Genomic DNA, 22752 nt, shown 5'->3' with positions numbered 1-22752 from the left:
ATGTGGCGTGTGTTGGGGCCTCTTCGCAGGCAAGCCAGCTCCCACATTTGAAATGTGTTCCCCTGTGGGAGCTGGCTTGCCTGCGATGGCGTCATCGAGACCAACCCGGCTTTCGCTTCTGCACAAACGCCTGCGTCCCCTCAATCCCTTCATCGCTTCTCACCGTCTCGGCAAACCACTGCGCCCCGCGGTCCAGTACTGCATCAAGCGGCTCATCCACGCTTGCCAGCAACAGGGATTTGGTTCGCGCATTGGCCCCCGGCGCGCACTGCAATACCTGCCCCAACACTTCATCCAGCCGCTGCGCCAGTGCCTGGGCATCGTGCTCGACAAAATGCACCACGCCCAAACGGCCAGCCTCGATCCCATCAAACCGCGCCGCCGTCAGCGCCAGCCGCCGTGCCTGGGTCAAGCCGATGCGCTTGACCACAAACGGCGCTATCTGCGCCGGCAACAAGCCCAGGCTGGTCTCCGGCAAGCCGAACTGCGCCTTGTGTTCGGCGATCGCAATATCACTCACACAGGCCAACCCAAACCCACCGCCCAGCACCGCGCCTTGCAGCACTGCGATCACCACCTGCGGCAGCGCTTGCACCTCTTGCAGCAAGGTGCCAAACGTGCGGTTCAACGTGTGTAACTGATCCCCCGCGCCGACCAGGTCCTTCACATCGGCACCGGCGCAGAAATGTCCGCCCGCACCGCTGATCACCACGGCGCGTACCTGGCTGTCCAATTGCGCCAGTACTGTACGCAGTTCCTTGACCATGGCCAGGCTCATTGCATTGCGGCATTCTGGCCGGTTGAGGGTGATATGCAGCACGCCGTTATGGGCTTCCAGCAGCAGGGTACTCATGGCTTTTTACCGGGCAGGGTGCCCATCAGTTTGCAGATGATGCCCAGCATGATTTCGTCGGCACCGCCGCCAATCGATACCAGGCGCACGTCGCGGTAGGCGCGGGCCACCGGGTTGTCCCACATGAAGCCCATGCCGCCCCAATATTGCAGGCAACTGTCGCTGACCTCACGGCCCAGGCGTCCGGCCTTGAGCTTGGCCATGGATGCCAGGCGAGTCACATCCTGGCCCTTGATGTACTGCTCGGTAGCCTGGTAGACCAACGCACGCAGACACTCGATTTCGGTGGCCAGTTCGGCCAGGCGGAAGTGGATCACCTGGTTGTCGATCAGCGCCTTGCCGAAGGTCTGGCGCTCTTTGCAGTATTCGATGGTGCTGTCGATGCAGCACTCCAGGCCCTTGATCATATTGGCCGCGCCAAACAGGCGTTCTTCCTGGAACTGCAGCATCTGCATCATGAAGCCTGCGCCTTCATGGCCGATGCGGTTGCGCTGCGGCACACGCACGCCGTCGAAGAACACCTGGGCGGTTTCGGAGCTGTGCATGCCGAGCTTTTCCAGGGGCGGGCTGACGCTGATGCCCGGGGTGTTCATCGGCACCATGATCAGCGACTTGTTGATATGCGGCTTGTCATCGGAGGTGTTGGCGAGCAGGCAGATAAAGTCAGCGCTGGGCGAGTTGGTGATCCACATCTTGCTGCCGTTGATCACATAGTCGTCGCCGTCTTTACGCGCATGGGTCTTGAGCCCGGCCACGTCGGAGCCGGCGCCTGTTTCCGACACGCCGATGCAGCCGACCTGTTCACCGCTGATGGCCGGGCGCAGGAACTCCTCGCGCAATTCATCGGAGCCGAAGCGGGCCAGGGCCGGGGTGCACATGTCGGTCTGCACGCCGATGGACATGGGGATGCCACCACAGCGGATGCTGCCGAATTCTTCGGCGGCGACGATGGAGTAGCTGTAATCCAGGCCCATGCCGCCGAACTGCTCCGGCTTGGAAATGCCCAGCAGGCCCAGCTCGCCGGCCTTGCGGAAGATTTCGTGGATGGGAAAGCGCCCGGCTTTTTCCCACTCGTCGACATGGGGGTTGATCTCGCGGTCGACGAAGGTGCGCACGGTGCGGCGCAGTTCCTGATGTTCCTGGGTGAAGATCATTTTTATTGTTCTCCTGATTAGAATCGCGCCACACCAAAGCTGTTCGGTTGCAGTTGCCTTAGTTCAGCCTCATGGCAAATATCCAGCAGGAACCCAAGCAAGGTGCGGGTATCCCGTGGATCGATCAACCCGTCATCCCACAGATTGGCGCTGCCGTAGAGCGCGGTGGACTGGCTGTCGAGCTTCTGCGCGGTGACCTGTTCGAGCATGTCCAGCACCTTTGGGTCGGGCACCAGGCCGTCCTTCAACTGCTTGGCCTCGGTGACGATGCGCAGCACCTTGCCGGCTTGCGCGCCGCCCATGACCGCTGTGCGGCTGTTGGGCCAGGCGAAGATAAAGCGGGGGTCAAGGCCGCGCCCGCACATCGCATAGTTACCGGCACCGTAGGAGCCACCGACCACCACCGTGAGTTTAGGCACGCGGGCGTTGGCCACCGCCTGAATCATCTTTGCACCGTGCTTGATCACCCCTTGCTGTTCGGACTCGGTGCCGACCATGAAACCGGTGGTGTTGTGCAGGAACAGCAGCGGCGTACGGCTCTGATCACACAGCTGGATAAACTGCGCGGCCTTGCTTGCGCCCTTCGGCGTGATGGGGCCGTTGTTGCCGATCACACCAACGGCGCGGCCCTGGATATGCAGATGGCCGCAGACGGTATGGGCGTCGAACTCGTTTTTGAACTCCAGGAAATGAGAGGCGTCGGCCAGGCGCGCGAGGATTTCGCGCACGTCGTAGGGCTTTTTCGGGTCGTCGGGGATCAGCCCCAGCAACTCGTCGATGGGGTACAGCGGCTCGGTATAGGCGTTTTTTACCGCTGGCGGCTGCCGGTCATTCCACGGCAGCAGGCCGGCAATTTCTCGCACGATACGCACGCCATCGGCATCATTTTCCGCCAGGTATTCAGCGGTGCCGGCGGTTTGCGCGTGCATCTGCGCACCGCCCAAATCTTCGTCGCTGGCGACTTCGCCGGTGGCGGCCTTGAGCAGCGGTGGCCCGGCAAGGAACAGCTTCGCCTTGCCGCGCACCACCACCACGTAATCCGACAAGCCCGGCTGATACGCACCGCCTGCCGTGGCCGAGCCATGCACCACGGTGATTTGCGGCAGGCCCATCGCCGACATGCGCGCCTGGTTGGCAAAGCTGCGTGCACCTTCGACGAAAATCTCGGCGGCATAATTGAGGTTGGCGCCGCCGCTTTCGGCGAGGGTCACCACCGGCAGTTTGTTTTCCATGGCGATCTGTTGCAGGCGCAGGGATTTCTTCAGGCCCGAGGGGGAAATGGTACCGCCCTTGATCGCGCTGTTGTTGGCCACCACCAACATACGCACGCCGCTGACATAGCCGATGCCGGCGATCAGCCCGCCACCGGCGGCGCTGCCGTCCTTGTCGTCGTGGAGTTTGTAGCCGGCCAGGCTGGCCAGTTCCAGAAACGGCGCGCCCGGGTCGAGCAGCAGGTTGAGGCGCTCGCGGGGCAGCAATTGGCCGCGCTTGTCGAACTTGGGCCTGGCCTCCTCAGCCTTGGCCAGCAGGTTGTGTTCCAGTTGATGCAACTGGGCAATGGCGGCCAGCATGGCGGCGCGATTCTGTGCGAACTGTGGGCTGTGGGGATCGACCAGGGTTTCAATCGTCGGCATCGTGTTATTGCTCCGTCTTGAGCACATCCGGCAGATAGGCGCGGTGGAACCCATTGAAGGGTTGGCTCGGCGCCTGCGCCTTGTGCAGCGGCCATGCCCGACTGCCCAGGCTGGCGGCACCGTCGATGCGCAGCGTGCTGCCGCTGACAAAGGCCGCGGCCGGGCTGAGTAGAAAAACGATGGCCGCGCTGACTTCCGACTCGGTGCCGATGCGTTTGAGCGGCACATGCTCGCGCAAGGTGGGGATCACGGCCTTGAACGCGCCTTCATAGGTGTCCATGCCGCTGGAGGCAATCCAGCCGGGCGCCACGGCGTTGACGCGCACCCCGGCATAGCCCCATTCAAACGCGGCGGTCTTGGTGAAATTATCCATGCCCGCCCGCGCTGCGCCGGAATGGCCCATGCCGGGCATACCGCCCCACATGTCGGCGAGCATGTTGACGATTGATCCACCGTGCTTGCTCATCGACTGGTTGAACACTTCCCGCGCCACCAGGAAACCACCCACCAGGTTGGTGCGCAGTACGGTTTCAAAGCCCTTTTGGTTGATGGCGGCCAGGGGCGAGGGGTATTGGCCGCCGGCGTTATTGACCAGGCCATGGATGGGGCCATGGTCGTGCAGGATCTGCGTGACCAGCGCTTTCACCGCTTCTTCATCACGAATATCACAGACATGCCAATGGGTGACGCCGCCATCTTCGGCAATTTCCGCTGCGACCTTCTGCAGCTTTTCCGCCTTGCGGCCCACCAGGATCACGCGAGCGCCCAGGGCCGCCAGCTCATGGGCGGTGCAGCGGCCAATGCCACTGCCGCCTCCGGTGACAATCACGGTTTGCCCCTGGAACAGGTCGGCTTTGAAGATCGAGTCGAAGGCCACGGCGACGGTCCTTTAGGTGAGTTGGTCGGCAATGTGTTGCGGCACGGCGATGGGGATTTCCAGCAGTTGCTGGGCAAAGGCTTTGCCTTGGGGGTCGATGCGCAGGCTGGCGATACCGCCGCCGCCCAGGGCATTTTCCAGCAGGAAATTCAGGCTGTGGCTGCCGGGCAGATACCAGCGCTCGACGCGGCCGTGAAGGGGGTCGAGCACGTGGCTCATCCAGTCGACGATCACCTCCCGGGTCAGCGTTTCGGCGATCCATGGCAGGTAGTCGGGGTGGCGGGCGATCACGCCGATATTGCTGTGGTTGCCCTTGTCACCGGAGCGCGCCACGGCGAGTTTCACCAGGGGCACGCTGGCGTCGGCGCGGCCTTGGGGTTTGGGCGGTTCGATGGGGGCAGCGGGCGTGCGTAGGGGGAGCGCGGCGGGCAGCTCGACGGCGTGGCGTTGGCCTTGATAATCGACGCTCACTGCACAGGCCGCCTTGTCGATCAGGAACGAAAACAGCCGAATCAACGGGTAGACCGTCGGCCGCCCGCCGACGATGCCGGTGAGCCCCGGTGCCATGCCCGTGGCCGCTTGCGCGATCTCGCGGGCGAACAGCACCAGGGCCTGTTTGCTCGGGTGCCTCACGGCCAGTTTCATCACTACTTCGCGGCAATCCTCACGCCGGGCATGGGCGCCGTAGGTGGCTTCGCTGCCCAGCAGCTCAATGTTCACGTCGGTGTAGGGCGCCCAACCGCGTTGGTTGAACAGTTGCTCGGTCTTGTTGATGATCGCCTGGCTGACCCGCTCGGCCTTGGCCACCGCGTCGATCCCGGCAAGCAGACAACTGGCGGTACAGCGGAAACCATCAGGATAGGTGGCGCTGACCTTGTACTGATCGGTGGGTGGTAGCCCCTTGGCGCCGTGCACACGCACTGAATGCTTGCCTTGCTGCTGCAACTTGACCTGGCTGAAATCGCAGATCACATCCGGCAGCAGATAGGCGCGCGGATCAGCGATTTCATACAGCAGCTGTTCGGCCACGCTGAGTTCACTGATCAGGCCGCCGCTGCCTTCGACTTTGTTGACGGTGAACTGGCCGTCGGCGCTGACTTCGACGATGGGGAAGCCGATGTGCTCGTAGTCCGGTACGTCGCGCCAATCGGTGAAGTTGCCGCCGGTGCACTGGGCACCGCATTCGATGATATGCCCGGCCAGGGCGGCCTGGGCCAGATGATCGTAGTCCTGCCATGACCAGTTGAACTCATGCACCAGGGCCGCGCTGACCACCGCGCTGTCGACTACCCGGCCGGTGATGACGATATCGGCGCCGAGCCCCAGGGCCTGGGCAATCCCCGGCGCGCCGAGGTAGGCATTGGCGGACACGCACAAAGGTGGCAGCGGGGCGCCATTGAACATGTCGGTGACGTTGGGCAGGTGTTTGAGTTGGGGGTGCAGGTCATCGCCGAGCAGCACCGCGATTTTCAGCGCAATGCCGGCCTGGTCGCAGGCCGCTTGCAGGGCGGCGGCGCAGGCCTGGGGGTTGATGCCGCCGGCATTGCTGATCACGCGGATGCCCTGGCGTTGGAGATCCGCCAGCAAGGGCGTGAGGACCTCGACAAAGTCCGTGGCGTAACCGGCTTTGGGGTCTTTCATGCGTGCTCCGGCGAGAATCGACATGGTGACTTCCGCCAGGTAGTCGAACACCAGGTAATCCAGGGCGCCGCCGTGCACTAATTGAGCGGCCGCCGTGCAGGTGTCGCCCCAGAAGGCGCTGGCGCAGCCGATACGAACCGTTTTGCTCATGAGAAATCCGTCCTCCAGGGGCTGGTGTCGAGACTACCAAGCAAGCGCTTGGTTTGTAAACTGTGCGCACAAGTTTTACCCAAGCGCTTGCTTGGGTGGCGGCCACGGCCTAAATTGCCGCCCAAGATGTCAGCACAAGTGAAGGAGAGCAGCATGGATGAGCACAAAGCCCTGGGGGTGATGCGCGCCATGGTCGCCGGTGGCCGATTGACCGACCCCGAGAGCGCCCGGGGCAAATTGCTGCAAACCGCGGCTCACCTGTTTCGCAACAAGGGTTTTGAGCGCACTACCGTGCGTGACCTTGCCAGCGCCGTGGGCATACAGTCGGGCAGCATCTTTCATCATTTCAAGAGCAAGGACGAGATTCTGCGGGCGGTGATGGAAGAAACCATCCACTACAACACCGCAATGATGCGCGCCGCGCTGGAAGAGGCGAGCACTGTGCGCGAGCGTGTGCTGGCGCTGATTCGCTGCGAGTTGCAGTCGATCATGGGCGGCAGCGGCGAGGCCATGGCGGTGCTGGTCTACGAATGGCGTTCGCTGTCGGCCGAGGGCCAGGCCCAGGTGCTGGCCTTGCGCGATGTTTATGAAGATATCTGGTTGCAGGTATTGGGTGAGGCCAAGACCGCCGGGTATATCCGCGGTGACGTGTTTATTACTCGGCGTTTCCTGACGGGCGCGTTGTCCTGGACCACTACCTGGTTCCGTACCCAGGGCAGCCTGACCCTTGAAGAATTGGCCGAAGAGGCCCTGCTGATGGTGTTAAAGGCGGATTGAGGTGCACGCTATTAATTTGAGGGCGAACGTTGTCTCCCCCGATAAAAACGCCTAGCTTAGCGCCATCAGAATATTCAACGGTGTGTGCCTCGATGTTTTCGCCATGGCGGCTGGCTGCAGGACTTGCATTATGGGCACTGGGCAGCGCCGCGTGGACGCAGGCGGGCGCTGCGCAATTGGTGAGGATCGGCGCGGCGCACTTTCCGCCTTACACCGTACGTCCTGAACAAGGTGCCGACACCGGTTTGCTGCCGCAATTGATCGAGGCCCTGAACGCTGCGCAAACCGACTACCAGTTTGTATTGGTACCCACATCTATTCCCCGGCGTTTCCGTGATTTCGAGCAAGGCCGGGTCGACATGGCAATTTTCGAGAATCCGTCCTGGGGCTGGCGGGATATTGCCCATACCAGCGTCGACATGGGCCTGGAAGACGCAGAAATCTTCGTCGCCCAACGCCAGCCCGGTCGCGACGAAAGCTATTTTGCCGACCTTGCCGGCAAGCGCCTGGCAGTCTTCAGCGGCTATCACTACGCGTTTGCGGGCTTCAACCCTGACCCCAGGAACATGGCCCAGCACTTCAACGCCACCTTGACCTATTCCCATGACAGCAACCTGCTGATGGTTGCGCGTGGGCGGGCCGATATTGCCTTGGTGACGCGTTCGTACCTGAGTGATTTTCTGGTGCGCAATGTGGACATGGCCAGGCAATTTCTGGTGTCCGAGCGCATTGACCAGGTGTATCACCATTACGCGTTGCTGCGGCCCAAGGCACCGATCACGGCTGAGGCGTTTTCCGCATTGCTCAAGGGCTTGCGGGACAATGGGCAGATGCTGAAGATTTTCGAGCCGTATCGTATTGATCTGACGCCAGTACCTTGAGACCGAAGAGGCAAAATAAACTGCCTGTGTAGGAGCGAGCTTGCTCGCGAAAAACGTCAACGATAACGCAGGCTTCCTGAATGAACGCGGCGCCTGTGTGTTTTTCGCGAGCAAGCTCGCTCCTACAGTTTGTTTATGCCGCGCTCAAACCCTGCGTGCAAACGTATCGCTGTGGCTGCCCGACACCTTGCGGCAATGCACCAGCGCGTCGCGAATCATGAAGTTCACCAATGTCGGCGAAACCCCCAATTCCTTGGCGATATCCTTTTGCGGCACGCCATGCAGGCGGTACATCTCGAACGCATAGCGGGTGCGCTGGGGCAGTTCCGTCAGGGCGTCGGCGATGTTTTCCAGGGTGTTGAAATTGATATGGGAGGTTTCCGGTGAAGCGCCGTGAATGACCACATTCAAGCCTTCCTCTTCGGTCCCGGAGTATTTGAGCTCCAGGGCCTGCTTACGGTAATGATCGATCGCCAGGTTACGCACGATCTGGAACAGGTAACTCAGTTGGGCTTTGAACGATGAAGTGATCGTCGGCGCTGACTGCAATCGGAAGTAGGCGTCCTGTACCACGTCTTCGGCACGGGAGCGGCACCCGGTAATGCGTGCGGCAATCTTCACCAATATCAGTCGATTATCGACGAACGCCTGCAGAAGGGGTGAGTCGCACCTGCCTGTGGATACTTGTTCCGTCATGGAAATCACCTTGTCGCAAAAGAGGTTAGGGGAGGGCGTCCTTGCTGAGGCCTCCTACACATCGGGCAACAAATTATGCTGAATGATAATTATTGTCAAATGAGAAGGCGAACTAATCTTATGCCTTTGTGGAAGGTGTGAACCACGTCTCGCTCGCCGCCTGCGACTAATTATTTGCCGGGGCCGTCCGTTCTTCTGGGTGACAGGCTTGTTAACAAACGGCCAAGGATCAGCACCCGCAGGAGGAGCAGATGGGTTTTTATCGTGCATTGGGCATGTGTCAGTTTGGAGTGCTTGCGTGATGAATACGCCTGCCCGGCTGCGTCTGTTTTGCCTGCCCCACTCAGGCGCCAGCGCCTCGGTCTATGCTCGCTGGCGCCGCGTCCTGCCGGATTGGTTGCAGGTATGCCCGCTGGAATTACCCGGGCGCGGCAGGCGCATGGACGAGCCGTTGCAGCGCGATATCAAGGCTCTGGCGGCGCAATTGGCTGAGGAAATCAGCCGTGATCTCGACGGCCCTTATGCCTTGTTCGGCCACAGCCTGGGTGGGCTGTTGGCGTTTGAGTTGGCCCATGCCTTGAGCGCGCGCAATGTGCCTGCGCCCCTGGCGTTATTTGCTTCAGGCACGGCTGGCCCGGCGCGGCGCGATGTCAGCGAATACGCCATCGAGAAGTCCGATGCCCAACTGATCGCCCGCCTGCGCGAATTGCAGGGCACTACCGAAGAAGCCCTGGCTAGCCCCGAGTTGATGCAGTTGATGTTGCCGATCCTGCGCGCCGACTTCCTGCTGTGCGGCAGCTTCATCTACGGCGAGCGCGAGCCGCTTGGCCTGCCAATCCATGTGTTTGGCGGCAAGCAGGACAGCGTACGCGCCGACCAGTTGCTCGACTGGCAACTCGACGCCGCCAGCGGTTTCTCCCTGGACATGTTCGACGGCCATCACTTCTTTCTCGTACAGCACGAAAGCGCCGTATTGCGCTGCCTGCGGCGCTATGCCGACGAGCATCTGGCGCGCTGGCGCATTGGCGCGGCACGGCAACTTGCCGCCGGCTGAACCTCACCGACTTCCCGACTTTCCCGTAAGCCGATTTCAGGCAGGAACCCCATGATGGACGCCTTCGAACTCCCCCGCACCCTGGTCCAGTCCCTTCAACGCCGCGCTGCGCAGGCACCGGATCAGGTCGCGTTGCGCTTCCTCGCCGACAGCGCCGAGCACAGTGTGGTACTCAGCTACCGCGACCTGGACCAACGCGCCCGCACCATCGCCGCCGCCTTGCAAGCCAATGCCGGCCTGGGCGAACGGGCGGTGCTGCTGTTCCCCAGCGGCCCGGACTACGTCGCAGCGTTCTTTGGGTGCCTGTACGCCGGGGTGATCGCGGTGCCGGCGTATCCGCCGGAGTCCACGCGCCGCCATCATCAGGAGCGCCTGCTGTCGATCATCAGCGATGCCGAGCCGCGCCTGTTGTTGACGATTGCCAGCCTCAGCGAGGACCTGGCGCAGATTGAAAACGCGCCGCCGGTGCTGAGCGTGGACACCCTGGAGGCGCAGCTTGCCGAGCACTGGGTCGAGCCCCAGTTGCAGGCCGACGACATCGCCTTCCTGCAATACACCTCGGGCTCCACCGCCTTGCCCAAGGGCGTGCAAGTCAGCCATGGCAACCTGGTGGCCAACGAAGTGCTGATCCGTCGTGGCTTCGGTATCGACCTCAACCCCGATGACGTGATTGTCAGCTGGTTGCCGCTGTATCACGACATGGGCCTGATCGGTGGTCTGCTGCAACCGATTTTCAGCGGCGTGCCCTGTGTGTTGATGTCGCCGGCCTATTTTCTCGGCCGACCGTTGCGTTGGCTGCAAGCGATCAGCGAATACGGCGGCACCATCAGTGGCGGCCCGGATTTCGCCTACCGCCTGTGCAGCGAGCGGGTCAGCGAGTCGGCCCTTGAACGCCTGGATTTGAGCCGCTGGCGCGTGGCCTATTCCGGCTCCGAGCCGATTCGCCTCGATACCCTGGAGCGCTTCGCGGAAAAATTCGCCGCCTGCGGTTTTACTCCGAACAACTTCTTCGCCTCCTACGGTTTGGCCGAAGCGACCCTGTTTGTTGCCGGCGGCACCCGTGGTTGCGGGATTCCCGCGATGCACATGGATGAGCAAGCGCTGGCCGCCAACCGTGCCGAACCGGGTCAGGGCAGTGCGATCATGAGTTGCGGCACCAGCCAGCCGGACCACGCTGTGCTGATCGCCGACCCGCATACCCTCACCGAGCTTGCCGACAACTGTGTCGGCGAACTCTGGGCCACGGGGCCGAGTATCGCCCACGGTTACTGGCGCAACCCCGAAGCCAGCGCCAAGACCTTCGTCCAGCACGCTGGCCGCACCTGGTTGCGCACCGGTGACCTGGGTTTCATCCGTGACGGCCAGGTGTATATCACCGGTCGCCTCAAAGACCTGCTGATCGTGCGCGGCCACAACCTCTACCCCCAGGACATTGAACAGACCATCGAGCGTGAAGTGGAGGTGGTGCGCAAAGGTCGCGTCGCCGCCTTTGCCGTGAATGACCAGGGCCTGGAGGGCATCGGCATTGCTGCGGAAATCAGCCGCAGCGTGCAGAAAATCCTGCCGCCAGAAGCACTGATCAAAGCGATCCGCCAAGCGGTGGCCGAGTCCTGCCAGCAAGCCCCGAGCGTGGTGGTGCTGCTTAACCCCGGTGCGCTGCCGAAGACGTCCAGCGGTAAGGTACAGCGCGCAGCCTGTGCGATTCGCCACGCCGATGGCAGCCTCGATAGCTATGCGCAATTCCCCGGAGTACAAGAGGCTGCGAGCGGCGCGGCGCTGGCGTCTGATCTGCAACAACGGATCGCGGCGATCTGGTGCGAGCAACTGCAACTGCCCGGCGTGGCCGCCGATGACCATTTCTTCCTGCTGGGTGGCAACTCCATCAGCGCCACTCAAGTGGTCGCCCGCCTGCGTGAAACCCTGGGCCTGGAACTGAACCTGCGCCTGCTGTTCGAAGCACCGACGCTGTCTGCCTTTGCGGCGGGCGTGGCGCAATTGCAACAGGACGGCGGCGTCGCCCAGGGCGTGATTCACGCGTTGCCGCGCCAGGAAGAGCTGCCCCAGTCGCTGGCACAGAACCGCCTGTGGATCACCTGGCAGTTGGACCCGCACAGCAGCGCCTACACCATTCCCGGCGCCTTGCACCTGCGTGGCGAGCTGGATGAAGAGGCGTTGCGCGCAAGCTTCCAGCAACTGATCCAACGCCACGAAGCCTTGCGTACGCGCTTTTACGAGCGCGAGGGTCAGGGCTTTCAGCGTGTCGAGGCCGCGACGGATTTTGCGCTGCAAGTCATCGACCTCAGTGACTTGCCCGCTGCCGAGCGCGAAGCGCGTGCGCAGCAGATTCGCGAGGATGAAGCGCGTACCCAATTCGACCTGGAGAAAGGCCCGCTGCTGTGGGTCACCCTGGTGCGCCTGGACGATGAAGACCACCAACTGCTGGTGACGCTGCACCACATCATCGCCGACGGCTGGTCGCTGAATATCCTGATCGACGAGTTCTCGCGCCTGTACGCCGCTGCCGTCCAGGGCCAGCCCCTTGAGCTGCCACCGCTGGCCCTGCACTACGCCGACTACGGCAGCTGGCAGCGCCAATGGCTGGCCGAAGGCGAAGGCTCGCGCCAGTTGGCGTACTGGACGGCGCAGTTGGGCGAGGAGCATCCGGCCTTGAACCTGGCCACCGATCATCCGCGGTCGGCCCAGCATCGGCACAGCGCCTCGCGGCATAGCCTGCGTCTGGATGCACGCCTCAGCGCCGCGATTCGCCAAACCGCCCAGGCTCATGAGTCGACCCCGTTCATGCTGTTGCTGGCGGCGTTCCAGACCTTGCTCTATCGCTACAGCGGCCAGCGCGATATTCGCATCGGCGTGCCCAATGCCAACCGCCCGCGCCAGGAAACCCAGGGCCTGATCGGTTTCTTTATCAACACCCTGGTACTGCGTGCCGAGCTGGACGGGCGCCTGCCGTTCGGCCAACTGTTGGCCGCCACCCGCCACAGTGCGTTGGGGGCCCAGGCCCATCAGGACTTGCCCTTCGAACAATTGCTGGAAGCCTTCCCCCAGGCCCGTGAGCAGGGCCTGTTCCAGGTGATGTTCAACCACCAGCAACGTGATCTGAGTGCCTTGCGCCGCTTGCCGGGCCTGTTGGCTGATGAACTGCCATGGCACAGCCGCGAAGCCAAGTTCGACCTGCAACTGCATAGCGAAGAAGACCGCAACGGGCGCTTCAGCCTGTCGTTCGACTACGCCGATGAGCTGTTCGAAAGCGCGACTATCCAGCGCCTGGCCGAGCACTACGTCAGCGTGTTGCAAGCGGTCTGCGAGCAACCGCAACAGGCCATCGGCGACCTGCCGTTGATGCCGCCCGGCCAGCAGCAACCCTGGGGCGAAGCGCCCTGCGAGCCGGCCCGGCAGTGGTTGCCTGAGTTGCTCAGCCAACAGAATTCGGACGCCACGGCGCTGGTCTGGCAGCACGGCAGCCTGACCTTCGCCCAACTGCAGACCCAGGCCAACCGCCTGGCTCACTACCTGCGCGACAAAGGCGTCGGCCCGGACGTATGCGTGGCCATCGCCGCCGAGCGTTCGCCGCAACTGCTGATCGGCCTGCTGGCCATCATCAAGGCCGGTGGCGCCTACGTGCCGCTCGATCCGGATTACCCTGCCGAGCGTCTGGCCTACATGCTCAAGGACAGTGGCGTACACCTGCTGCTGACCCAAACCGCGTTGCTGGAGCAGTTGCCGACTGCCGAAGGCGTGTGCGTGATCGCCATGGACAGCCTGCACCTCGACAGCTGGCCGACCCAAGCGCCAGGCTTGCACCTGCATGGCGATAACCTCGCCTATGTGATCTACACCTCTGGATCCACCGGCCTGCCCAAAGGCGTGGGCAACACCCATGGCGCGCTGGCCGAGCGTTTGCAGTGGATGCAGGCCACCTATCAATTGAATGAAACCGATGTGCTGATGCAAAAGGCGCCGATCAGTTTCGACGTGTCGGTGTGGGAGTGTTTCTGGCCGCTGATCACCGGTTGCCGCCTGGTGCTCGCGGGGCCGGGTGAACACCGCGACCCGCACCGCATCGCGCAGTTGGTGCAGGAACATGGCGTGACCACGCTGCACTTCGTGCCACCGTTGTTACAGCTGTTTATCGATGAACCGCTGGCAGCTGAATGCACCAGCCTGCGCCGTATGTTCTCCGGCGGCGAAGCCCTGCCTGCCGAGTTGCGCAACCGCGTGTTGGCGCAGTTGCCGGCGGTGCAGTTGCACAACCGTTATGGCCCGACCGAAACCGCGATCAACGTTACTCATTGGCATTGCTCCGCCACCGATGGTGAGCGCTCGCCGATTGGTCGGCCGTTGGGCAATGTGATCTGCCGCGTGCTCGACGAGCAGCTCAACCCGCTGCCGGTCGGGGTGCCGGGCGAGTTGTGCATCGGCGGCATCGGCCTGGCGCGTGGTTATCTTGGTCGTGCCGGGCTGACGGCCGAACGCTTTGTCGCCGACCCCTTGGGTGAGGCGGGCGCACGCCTGTATCGCACCGGTGACCGGGCGCGCTGGAGTGCCGATGGCGTGCTTGAATACCTCGGGCGCCTGGACCAGCAGGTCAAACTGCGTGGGTTCCGGGTGGAACCGGAAGAAATCGAAGCACGCCTGCTGGCCCAGGACGGTATCGCCCAAGCCGTGGTGCTGGTGCGCGACGCGCAGTTGATCGGCTATTACACCGCCCACACCGAACTGGATGAGCAACAGGTCAAAACCGCCCTGGCCGCCCAATTGCCGGAATACATGGTGCCCGCGCTGCTGATGCGCCTTGACGCCATGCCCCTGAGCCCCAGCGGCAAGCTCGACCGGCGCGCCTTGCCCGAGCCGGTCTGGCAAACCCGCGAACACGTCGAACCGCACACACCGTTGCAGCTGCAAATCGCCGCGATCTGGCGCGAGGTCTTGGGCCTGCCGCGCATTGGCCTGCGCGATGACTTCTTCGCCTTGGGCGGGCACTCGTTGCTGGCCACGCAAATCATCTCGCGCACCCGCCAGGCGTGTGACGTAGAGCTGCCGTTGCGCACCCTGTTCGAAGCCAGTGAGTTGGGCGCCTTTGTCGAGCAGGTCGGGCTGATCCAGGCGGCGGGGCAGCGCAATCAACAAAGCGCAATCGCCAAGGTCGACCGCAGCGCGCCGGTGCCGTTGTCCTATTCCCAGCAGCGCATGTGGTTCCTCTGGCAGATGGAACCGGACAGCCCGGCCTACAACGTCGGCGGCATGGCGCGCCTGCGCGGCGTGCTGGATGTGCAACGTTTCGAGGCGGCGTTGCAGGCATTGATCATGCGTCACGAAACCCTGCGTACCACCTTCCCGAGCGTTGACGGCGTGGCATACCAGAAGGTTTCGCCGCAGACCGCTGTACGCATGGACTGGCAGGACTTCTGCGCACTGAACGAAACCGAGCGCCAACAGCGCTTGCAGCAACTGGCTGATCAGGAAGCGCACACGCCATTCAACCTGGAAACCGGGCCGCTGTTGCGAGCCTGCCTGGTCAAGGCCGACGAGCAGGAACACTACCTGGTGCTGACCCTGCACCATATCGTCACCGAAGGCTGGGCCATGGACATCTTCGCCCGTGAACTCAGCGCCTTGTACGAAGCTTTTATCGACGAACGCGATTCGCCGCTGGCGCCGCTGCCGGTGCAGTACCTCGACTACAGCGTGTGGCAGCGCCAGTGGCTGGAGTCCGGTGAGCGCCAACGCCAGCTGGATTACTGGACCGCGCAACTGGGCACTGAACATCCTCTGCTGGAGCTGCCCGGCGACCGCCCACGGCCTGCGGTACAAAGCCACCAGGGCGAGCTGTACCGCTTTGACCTGAGCGATGAGTTGGCGGCCCGCGTGCGCGCCTTCAATGCCGAGCGCGGCCTCACGCTGTTCATGACCATGACCGCCACCCTGGCCGTGTTGCTCTACCGCTACAGCGGCCAGACCGACCTGCGCATCGGCGCGCCGGTCGCCAACCGCATTCGTCCGGAAAGCGAAGGGCTGATCGGCGCGTTCCTCAACACCCAGGTGCTGCGTTGCCAGCTCGATGGGCAAATGAGTGTCGCCGCACTGTTCGAGCAGGTGCGCCACACTGTGATCGAGGGCCAGTCTCATCAGGACCTGCCGTTCGACCATCTGGTCGAAGCCCTGCAACCGCCGCGCAGCGCGGCGTACAACCCGCTGTTCCAGGTGATGTGCAACGTGCAGCGCTGGGAGTTCCAGCAGAGCCGCCAACTGGCGGGCATGACCGTCGAGTACCTGGCCAACGATGCGCGGGCGACCAAGTTCGACCTTAACCTGGAAGTCACCGACCTCGACCATCGCCTGGGTTGCTGCCTGACCTACAGCACCGACCTGTTCGATGAACCGCGCATTGCGCGCATGGCCGAACATTGGCGCAACCTGTTGCAAGCCTTGATTGCCAACCCGCAGCAGCGTCTCAGCGAATTGCCGTTGCTGAGCGCAGATGAACAGCGCGCATTGCAGGACAGTCTCGGGGTTGAGAAGGGCGAGCATCGCCTCGACCAATGCATCCATCAGCTGTTCAGCCATCAAGCCAGCCAGCGTGCCGATGCCCCAGCGCTGACCTTTGCCAGTGTGACGCTCACTTATGCTGAGCTGGACGCCCGCGCCAACCGCCTGGCCTGGATGCTGCGCGAGCGCGGGGTGGGCCCGCAGGTACGGGTCGGCCTGGCACTGCCGCGCTCGCTGGAAATGGTCATCGGCCTGCTGGCGATCCTCAAGGCCGGTGGCGCCTACGTGCCGCTGGACCCGGAATACCCGCTGGACCGCCTGCATTACATGATCGAGGACAGCGACATCGGCTTGCTGCTCAGCGATGCGGCGATGTTCGAAGCCCTCGGCGAATTACCGACGACCGTGGCGTGCTGGTGCCTGGAAGACGACCTGCCGGTGCTGGAGAATTACCCTGCCGATGCGCTGCCGTTTGTGAGCCTGGCGCAACACCAGGCGTACCTGATCTATACCTCCGGCTCCACCGGAAAGCCGAAAGGCGTGGTGGTGTCCCACGGTGAAATCGCCATGCATTGCCAGGCGGTGATCGAACGGTTCGGTATGCGCCCGGATGACTGCGAGCTGCACTTTTATTCGATCAACTTCGACGCCGCCACCGAGCGTTTGTTGGTGCCGCTGCTCAGCGGTGCCCAGGTGGTATTGCGCGCCCAGGGCCAGTGGGATGCCGAAGAAATCTGCGCGCTGATTCGTACCCATCGCATCAATATCCTTGGCTTTACCCCCAGCTATGGCAGCCAGTTGGCGCAGTGGCTGGCGACCCGGCAGCAGACCTTGCCGGTGCGCATGTGCATCACCGGTGGCGAAGCCTTGACCGGCGAGCACCTGCAACGTATTCGTGCGGCGTTCATGCCTGAGGTGTTCTTCAACGCCTATGGCCCCACCGAAACCGTGGTGATGCCGCTGGCCAGCCTGGCGCCGCAGCAGTTGGAAGAGGGCGCCGGCAGCGTGCCGATCGGCAGCATCATCGGTGCGCGCGTGGCCTACATTCTCGACGCCGACCTGGCGCTGGTGCCCCAAGGCGCCAGTGGTGAGTTGTATATCGGCGGTGCCGGCCTGGCCCAGGGTTACCACCGCCGGCCAGGGATGACGGCGGAGCGGTTTGTCGCCGATCCGTTTGCCGCCAAGGGCGGGCGCCTGTACCGCACCGGCGACCTGGTGCGCCAACGCGCCGATGGCCTGGTGGAATACCTGGGGCGTATCGACCACCAGGTGAAGATTCGTGGTTTCCGTATCGAGTTGGGCGAGATTGAAACGCGCTTGCTCGAACATGCCGCCGTGCGCGAGGCGGTGGTGCTGGCCCTGGATGCACCGAGCGGCAAGCAACTGGTGGCGTACCTGGTCAGCGATGCCGAGCCTGTCGCCTTGCGCGAGGCGCTGAAGGCGCACCTCAAGGCGCAACTGCCGGACTACATGGTGCCTGCGCATTTGATCGTGCTGGACAGTATGCCGCTGACCGCCAACGGCAAGCTCGACCGCCGCGCTTTGCCTGAGCCGGACCCTGAGGCCAATCGCCAAGCCTACGTGGCGCCCCGCAGTGAGCTGGAACACAGCCTGGCTGCCATCTGGTGCGCGGTGTTGAATGTGCAGCAAGTCGGCCTCGACGATAACTTCTTTGAGCTGGGCGGTGACTCGATCCTGTCGATCCAGGTGGTCAGCCGGGCGCGCCAGGCCGGGATCCATTTCAGCCCCCGTGACCTGTTCCAGCACCAGACCGTGCAAACCCTGGCCGCTGTCGCCACCCATTCGCAGCAGGTCACCGCCGAGCAAGGTGTATTGACCGGCAGCTCTGGGCTTACGCCGATCCAGCATTGGTTCTTCGACACCGATATTGCGGCACGCCAGCACTGGAACCAGGCGCTGGTGCTCAAGCCGTTGCAATTGCTCGACCCCCATCGCCTGGAGCAAGCGTTGCTGGCGGTGCTGGAACATCACGACGCGCTGCGCCTGAGCTTCACCCGGCGCGACGCGCAGTGGCATGCCGAACACCTGGCCGTGCCGGAAGGCGGCATGCTGATGCAGGCGCAGGTGCGCGACATGGAGCAATGCACCGCGCTGTTCACCGATACCCAGCGCAGCCTCGACCTTGAGCACGGGCCGCTGTTGCGTGCGTTGCTGGTGGACGGGCCGCAGGGCCAGCAGCGCTTGCTGATCGCGATCCATCACCTGGTGGTCGATGGCGTGTCGTGGCGTGTATTGCTGGAGGATCTGCAAAACGTTTATCGCCAACTCAGTGACGGCCAGTCTGTCAGCCTGCCGGCCAAGACCAGCGCGTTGCGCGACTGGGCCGCGCGTTTGCAGGCGTACGCCGGCAGCGAATCCCTGCGCGAAGAGTTAAGCCTGTGGCAGGACCAGTTGGCCGGCCCGGCGGTGACACTGCCGGTGGCACGTGCGCAAGGCAGCTTGCGCAATCGTGACGCCGAGACGATCAGCGTGCGCCTGGACGCAGAGACCACGCGCCAACTGTTGCAGCAAGCGCCGAGCGCCTACCGCACCCAGGTCAACGACTTGTTGTTGACGGCCCTGGCCCGTGTGCTGTGCCGCTGGAGCGGCCACGACTCGGCGTTGATTCAGCTGGAAGGCCACGGCCGCGAACCGTTGTTCGATGAGATCGACCTGACGCGCAGCGTCGGTTGGTTCACCAGCGCCTACCCGTTGCGTCTGACCCCGCTGGCCGAGCAGGGCGCCTCGATCAAGGCGATCAAGGAGCAACTGCGCGGCGTGCCGCACAAGGGCTTGGGTTACGGCGTGCTGCGCTACCTGGCGGACGATCTGTGCAAACGCAGCATGGCGGCATTGCCAGGCGCCGACATCACCTTCAACTACCTCGGGCAGTTCGACCAGAGCTTTGGCGCCGAGGCGCTGTTCCACCCGCTGGATGAGTCCGCCGGCCTGGCCCATGATCCGGACGCACCGCTGCCCAATGAGCTGAGTGTCGACAGCCAGGTCTACGGCGGTGAGCTGGTGCTGCGCTGGACCTTCAGCCGTGAGCGCCACGATGCGCACACCATCGGCAACCTGGCCGACGCCTACCTGGCCGAACTGCGCAGCCTGATCGCCCATTGCCTGCAGGACGACGCCGGTGGCCTCACGCCGTCCGATTTCCCCTTGGCGCACCTGACCCAGGCGCAACTGGATGCCTTGCCGGTTCCGGCCAGCGCCATCGAAGACGTCTATCCGCTGACCCCGATGCAAGAGGGCCTGTTGCTGCATACCTTGCTGGAACCGGGCACCGGCCTGTATTACATGCAGGACCGTTACCGCATCAACAGTGCCCTGGACCCCGAGCGTTTCGCCCAGGCCTGGCAAGCGGTGATCGCCCGCCATGAAGCCTTGCGCGCCTCGTTCTGCTGGAACGTCGGCGAAGACATGCTGCAAGTGATCCACAAGCCCGGCAGCACGCCGATTGAATACCTGGACTGGAGCGCTGTCCCCGAGACCGAGCAGGAACCGCGCCTGCAAGCATTGCTCAAGGCCGAGCGCGAAGCCGGTTTCGACCTGCTCAACCAGGCTCCGTTCCACTTGCGCCTGATCCGCGTGGGGGAGGCACGTTACTGGTTCATGATGAGCAACCACCACATCCTCATCGATGCATGGTGCCGTTCGCTGTTGATGAATGATTTCTTTGATATCTACATGGCCCTGGGCGAGGGTCGCGACGCGCAACTGGCGACGCCGCCGCGCTACCGCGATTACATTGCCTGGCTGCAACGCCAGAACCTCAATGAAGCGCGCCAGTGGTGGCAACAAAACCTGCAAGGCTTCGAACGCACCACGCCGATCCCGAGCGATCGCCCGTTCCTGCGCGAACATGCCGGCGGTAGCGGCGGCATGGTGGTGGGCGACTGCTACACCCGCCTCGATGCCCGCGACGGTGCGCAACTGCGTGAACTGGCGCAGGCGCACCAGCTCACCGTCAACACCTTTGCCCAGGCGGCATGGGCATTGGTGCTGCGTCGCTTGAGTGGCGATCGCGATGTGGTGTTCGGTGTCACGGTGGCCGGGCGCCCGGTAGAGATGCCCGAGATGCAACGTACCGTCGGCCTGTTTATCAACAGCATCGCACTGCGGGTGAAACTGCCCGAGGACGGCCAGCGCTGCAGCGTACGCCAGTGGTTAAGCGCCTTGCTCGACAGCAATATGCAGCTGCGCGAGTACGAATACCTGCCGCTGGTGACGATCCAGGAGCACAGCGAATTGCCCAAGGGCCAGCCGTTGTTCGACAGCCTGTTTGTGTTCGAAAACGCCCCGGTGGAAGTCTCGGTGCTGGACCGTGCGCAAAGCCTGAATGCCACCTCGGATTCCGGGCGTACCCACACCAACTTCCCGCTGACTGCCGTGTGCTATCCGGGGAATGACCTTGGTTTGCACCTGTCCTACGACCAGCGCTACTTCGACGAAAGCACCGTGCAAGGCATGCTCAGTGAGTTCAAGCGCCTGCTGCTGGCGCTGGTGCAAGGCTTCCATGGCGACATGGCTGATTTGCCGCTGATTGGCGAGCAGGAACGTGAATTCCTGGTGGAAGGCTGTAACCAGAGCGCACATGCCTACCCGCTGGAGCGCAGCTACATCGAGTTGTTCGAGCAACAGGTGGCGCAACATCCGCAGCGTATCGCCGCCAGTTGCCTCGACCAGCAATGGAGCTATGACGAGCTGAACCGCCGCAGCAATGGCCTGGGCCACGCGCTCATTGCGGCGGGTGTGGGCCTGGACCAACCGGTGGCGTTGCTGGCTGAACGTGGGTTGGACCTGCTGGGCATGATCATCGGCAGCTTCAAGGCCGGTGCCGGCTACCTGCCGCTGGATCCGGGCCTGCCGGGTCCGCGCCTGAGCCGCATCATCGACCTGAGCCGCACGCCCTTGCTGGTGTGCACCGAAGCGTGCCGGGAACAGGCCATCGAGCTGCTCGAAGGCGTCGACTGCCAACTGCTGGTGTGGGAGGAAATCCCTGCCCGTGGCGAAAACCCAGGCTTCTATAGCGGCCCGGACAACCTCGCTTACGTGATCTATACCTCGGGCTCCACCGGCTTGCCCAAGGGCGTGATGGTCGAACAGCGCGGGATGCTCAACAACCAGTTGAGCAAGGTGCCGTATCTGGGGCTGAGCGACGCGGATGTGATCGCCCAGACCGCTTCGCAAAGCTTTGATATTTCCGTCTGGCAGTTCCTCGCCGCGCCGCTGTTTGGTGCGCGGGTAGATATTGTGCCGAACACCATTGCCCATGATCCGCAGGGGTTGCTGGCGCACGTTCAAGCACAGGGCATCACTGTGCTGGAGAGTGTGCCGTCGCTGATCCAGGGCATGTTGGCCCAGGAGCGTATCGGCCTGGATGGTTTGCGCTGGATGTTGCCGACGGGTGAGGCAATGCCTCCGGAACTGGCGCACCAGTGGTTGCTGCGCTATCCGCAGATTGGTCTGGTTAACGCTTATGGCCCGGCGGAATGTTCGGATGATGTGGCGTTCTTCCGCGTCGACCTGGCCTCGACCCGTGGCACTTACCTGCCGATTGGTACGCCGACCGACAACAACCGTTTGTACCTGCTCGACGGTGCGCTCGACTTGGTGCCCCAGGGCGCAATCGGTGAATTGTGTGTCGCCGGCACCGGTGTCGGTCGCGGTTATGTCAGCGATCCGCTGCGCACCGTCCAGGTATTCGTGCCCAACCCATTTGGTGCACCGGGCGAACGTCTCTACCGCACCGGCGATCTGGCGCGGCGCCGCAGCGATGGTGTGCTGGAGTACGTCGGGCGGATCGACCATCAGGTGAAGATTCGCGGCTACCGCATCGAACTGGGTGAAATCGAAGCGCGCCTGCATGAACAACCTGACGTCCGCGACGCGGCGGTCGGCGTTCAGGAGGGCGTTAACGGCAAGCATCTGGTTGGCTACCTGGTGGCCGCCGATGAGTCGTTGAACGCTGGCGAGCGCCTGGACCGCATAAAGCAGCGCCTGCGTGCCGAACTGCCCGAATATATGGTGCCGCTGCATTGGCTATGGCTTGAACGCCTGCCCCTGAATGCCAACGGCAAACTCGACCGCAAGGCCCTACCGGCCCTGGAGATCGGCCAACTGCACAGCCAGGACTACCTGGCGCCGCGTAATGAACTGGAAACCACCCTGGCCGGAATTTGGGCCGAGGTGTTGAAGGTTGAAAGGGTCGGGGTGCAGGACAACTTCTTCGAACTGGGCGGGCACTCCTTGCTGGCTACGCAGATCGCCTCGCGGGTGCAGAAAACGTTGCAGCGCGATGTGCCGCTGCGGGCGATGTTCGAGTGCAGCACGGTGGCGGAGTTGGCTGAGTATATCGACGGGTTGGCGGCCAATGAGATCAGTGCCGAGAAGGTGGATCGGTTGAGTGATTTGATGGCGGAGTTGGAGGGACTTTAATCGTCGTTGCCTGTCAGGGCCTCATCGCAGGCAAGCCAGCTCCCACATGTTGAGTTGTGAATACATTCAAATGTGGGAGCTGGCTTG

General features: G+C 63.1%; 10 protein-coding genes. 4 read left to right on the top strand and 6 right to left on the bottom strand.

Annotated features, from left to right (window positions below):
• Window positions 1-91 precede the first annotated feature (91 nt).
• The 5 genes from IH404_RS19895 to IH404_RS19875 are packed head-to-tail and all read right to left on the bottom strand — an operon-like array spanning window position 92 to window position 6309.
• Complete coding sequence (locus tag IH404_RS19895; protein ID WP_194438855.1) at window positions 92-853, bottom strand: enoyl-CoA hydratase-related protein; 762 nt, start codon at window positions 851-853, stop codon at window positions 92-94.
• The gene (gene atuD / locus IH404_RS19890) at window positions 850-2007 is read right to left on the bottom strand and encodes a citronellyl-CoA dehydrogenase (protein WP_194438854.1); all 1158 of its coding nucleotides are present in this window, start codon (window positions 2005-2007) and stop codon (window positions 850-852) included. The genes IH404_RS19895 and atuD overlap by 4 nt, the downstream gene beginning before the upstream one ends.
• Before the next feature lie 17 nt (window positions 2008-2024).
• The gene (atuC, locus tag IH404_RS19885) at window positions 2025-3641 is read right to left on the bottom strand and encodes a geranyl-CoA carboxylase subunit beta (protein WP_005789999.1); all 1617 of its coding nucleotides are present in this window, start codon (window positions 3639-3641) and stop codon (window positions 2025-2027) included.
• 4 nt (window positions 3642-3645) lie between these two features.
• The gene (locus tag IH404_RS19880; RefSeq protein ID WP_005789998.1) at window positions 3646-4518 is read right to left on the bottom strand and encodes an SDR family oxidoreductase; all 873 of its coding nucleotides are present in this window, start codon (window positions 4516-4518) and stop codon (window positions 3646-3648) included.
• A 12-nt stretch (window positions 4519-4530) separates the two neighbouring features.
• A complete protein-coding gene (locus IH404_RS19875) occupies window positions 4531-6309 on the bottom strand; it encodes an acyclic terpene utilization AtuA family protein (RefSeq protein ID WP_194438853.1) in 1779 nt (592 codons plus the stop codon).
• A gap of 153 nt (window positions 6310-6462) precedes the next feature.
• On the opposite strand from IH404_RS19875, the gene IH404_RS19870 reads away from it, so the two are divergent.
• Both IH404_RS19870 and IH404_RS19865 read left to right on the top strand, forming a co-directional pair.
• Window positions 6463-7086 (top strand): TetR/AcrR family transcriptional regulator, encoded by a 624-nt coding sequence (locus IH404_RS19870; protein ID WP_005789994.1) that lies wholly within the window; start codon window positions 6463-6465, stop codon window positions 7084-7086.
• 92 nt (window positions 7087-7178) lie between these two features.
• A complete protein-coding gene (locus tag IH404_RS19865) occupies window positions 7179-7967 on the top strand; it encodes a transporter substrate-binding domain-containing protein (RefSeq protein WP_032880092.1) in 789 nt (262 codons plus the stop codon).
• A gap of 144 nt (window positions 7968-8111) precedes the next feature.
• Here IH404_RS19865 and IH404_RS19860 read toward each other — a convergent pair whose 3' ends face one another.
• Entirely contained in the window at window positions 8112-8663 is a 552-nt protein-coding gene (locus IH404_RS19860) for an RNA polymerase factor sigma-70 (protein WP_005789991.1), read from the bottom strand.
• A 301-nt stretch (window positions 8664-8964) separates the two neighbouring features.
• On the opposite strand from IH404_RS19860, the gene IH404_RS19855 reads away from it, so the two are divergent.
• Window positions 8965-9717, top strand: a complete 753-nt coding sequence (locus tag IH404_RS19855; RefSeq protein ID WP_194438851.1) for an alpha/beta fold hydrolase — start codon at window positions 8965-8967, stop codon at window positions 9715-9717.
• A gap of 51 nt (window positions 9718-9768) precedes the next feature.
• Window positions 9769-22665, top strand: coding sequence for a non-ribosomal peptide synthetase (locus tag IH404_RS19850; RefSeq protein ID WP_194438849.1), 12897 nt, complete (start codon window positions 9769-9771; stop codon window positions 22663-22665).
• The last annotated feature ends 87 nt before the right edge of the window (window positions 22666-22752 follow it).

This window comes from Pseudomonas sp. OST1909 (assembly GCF_015277575.1).
GTDB classification, from domain to species: Bacteria; Pseudomonadota; Gammaproteobacteria; order Pseudomonadales; family Pseudomonadaceae; genus Aquipseudomonas; species Aquipseudomonas synxantha_A.
This window is presented reverse-complemented; position numbering and strand designations above follow the sequence as displayed.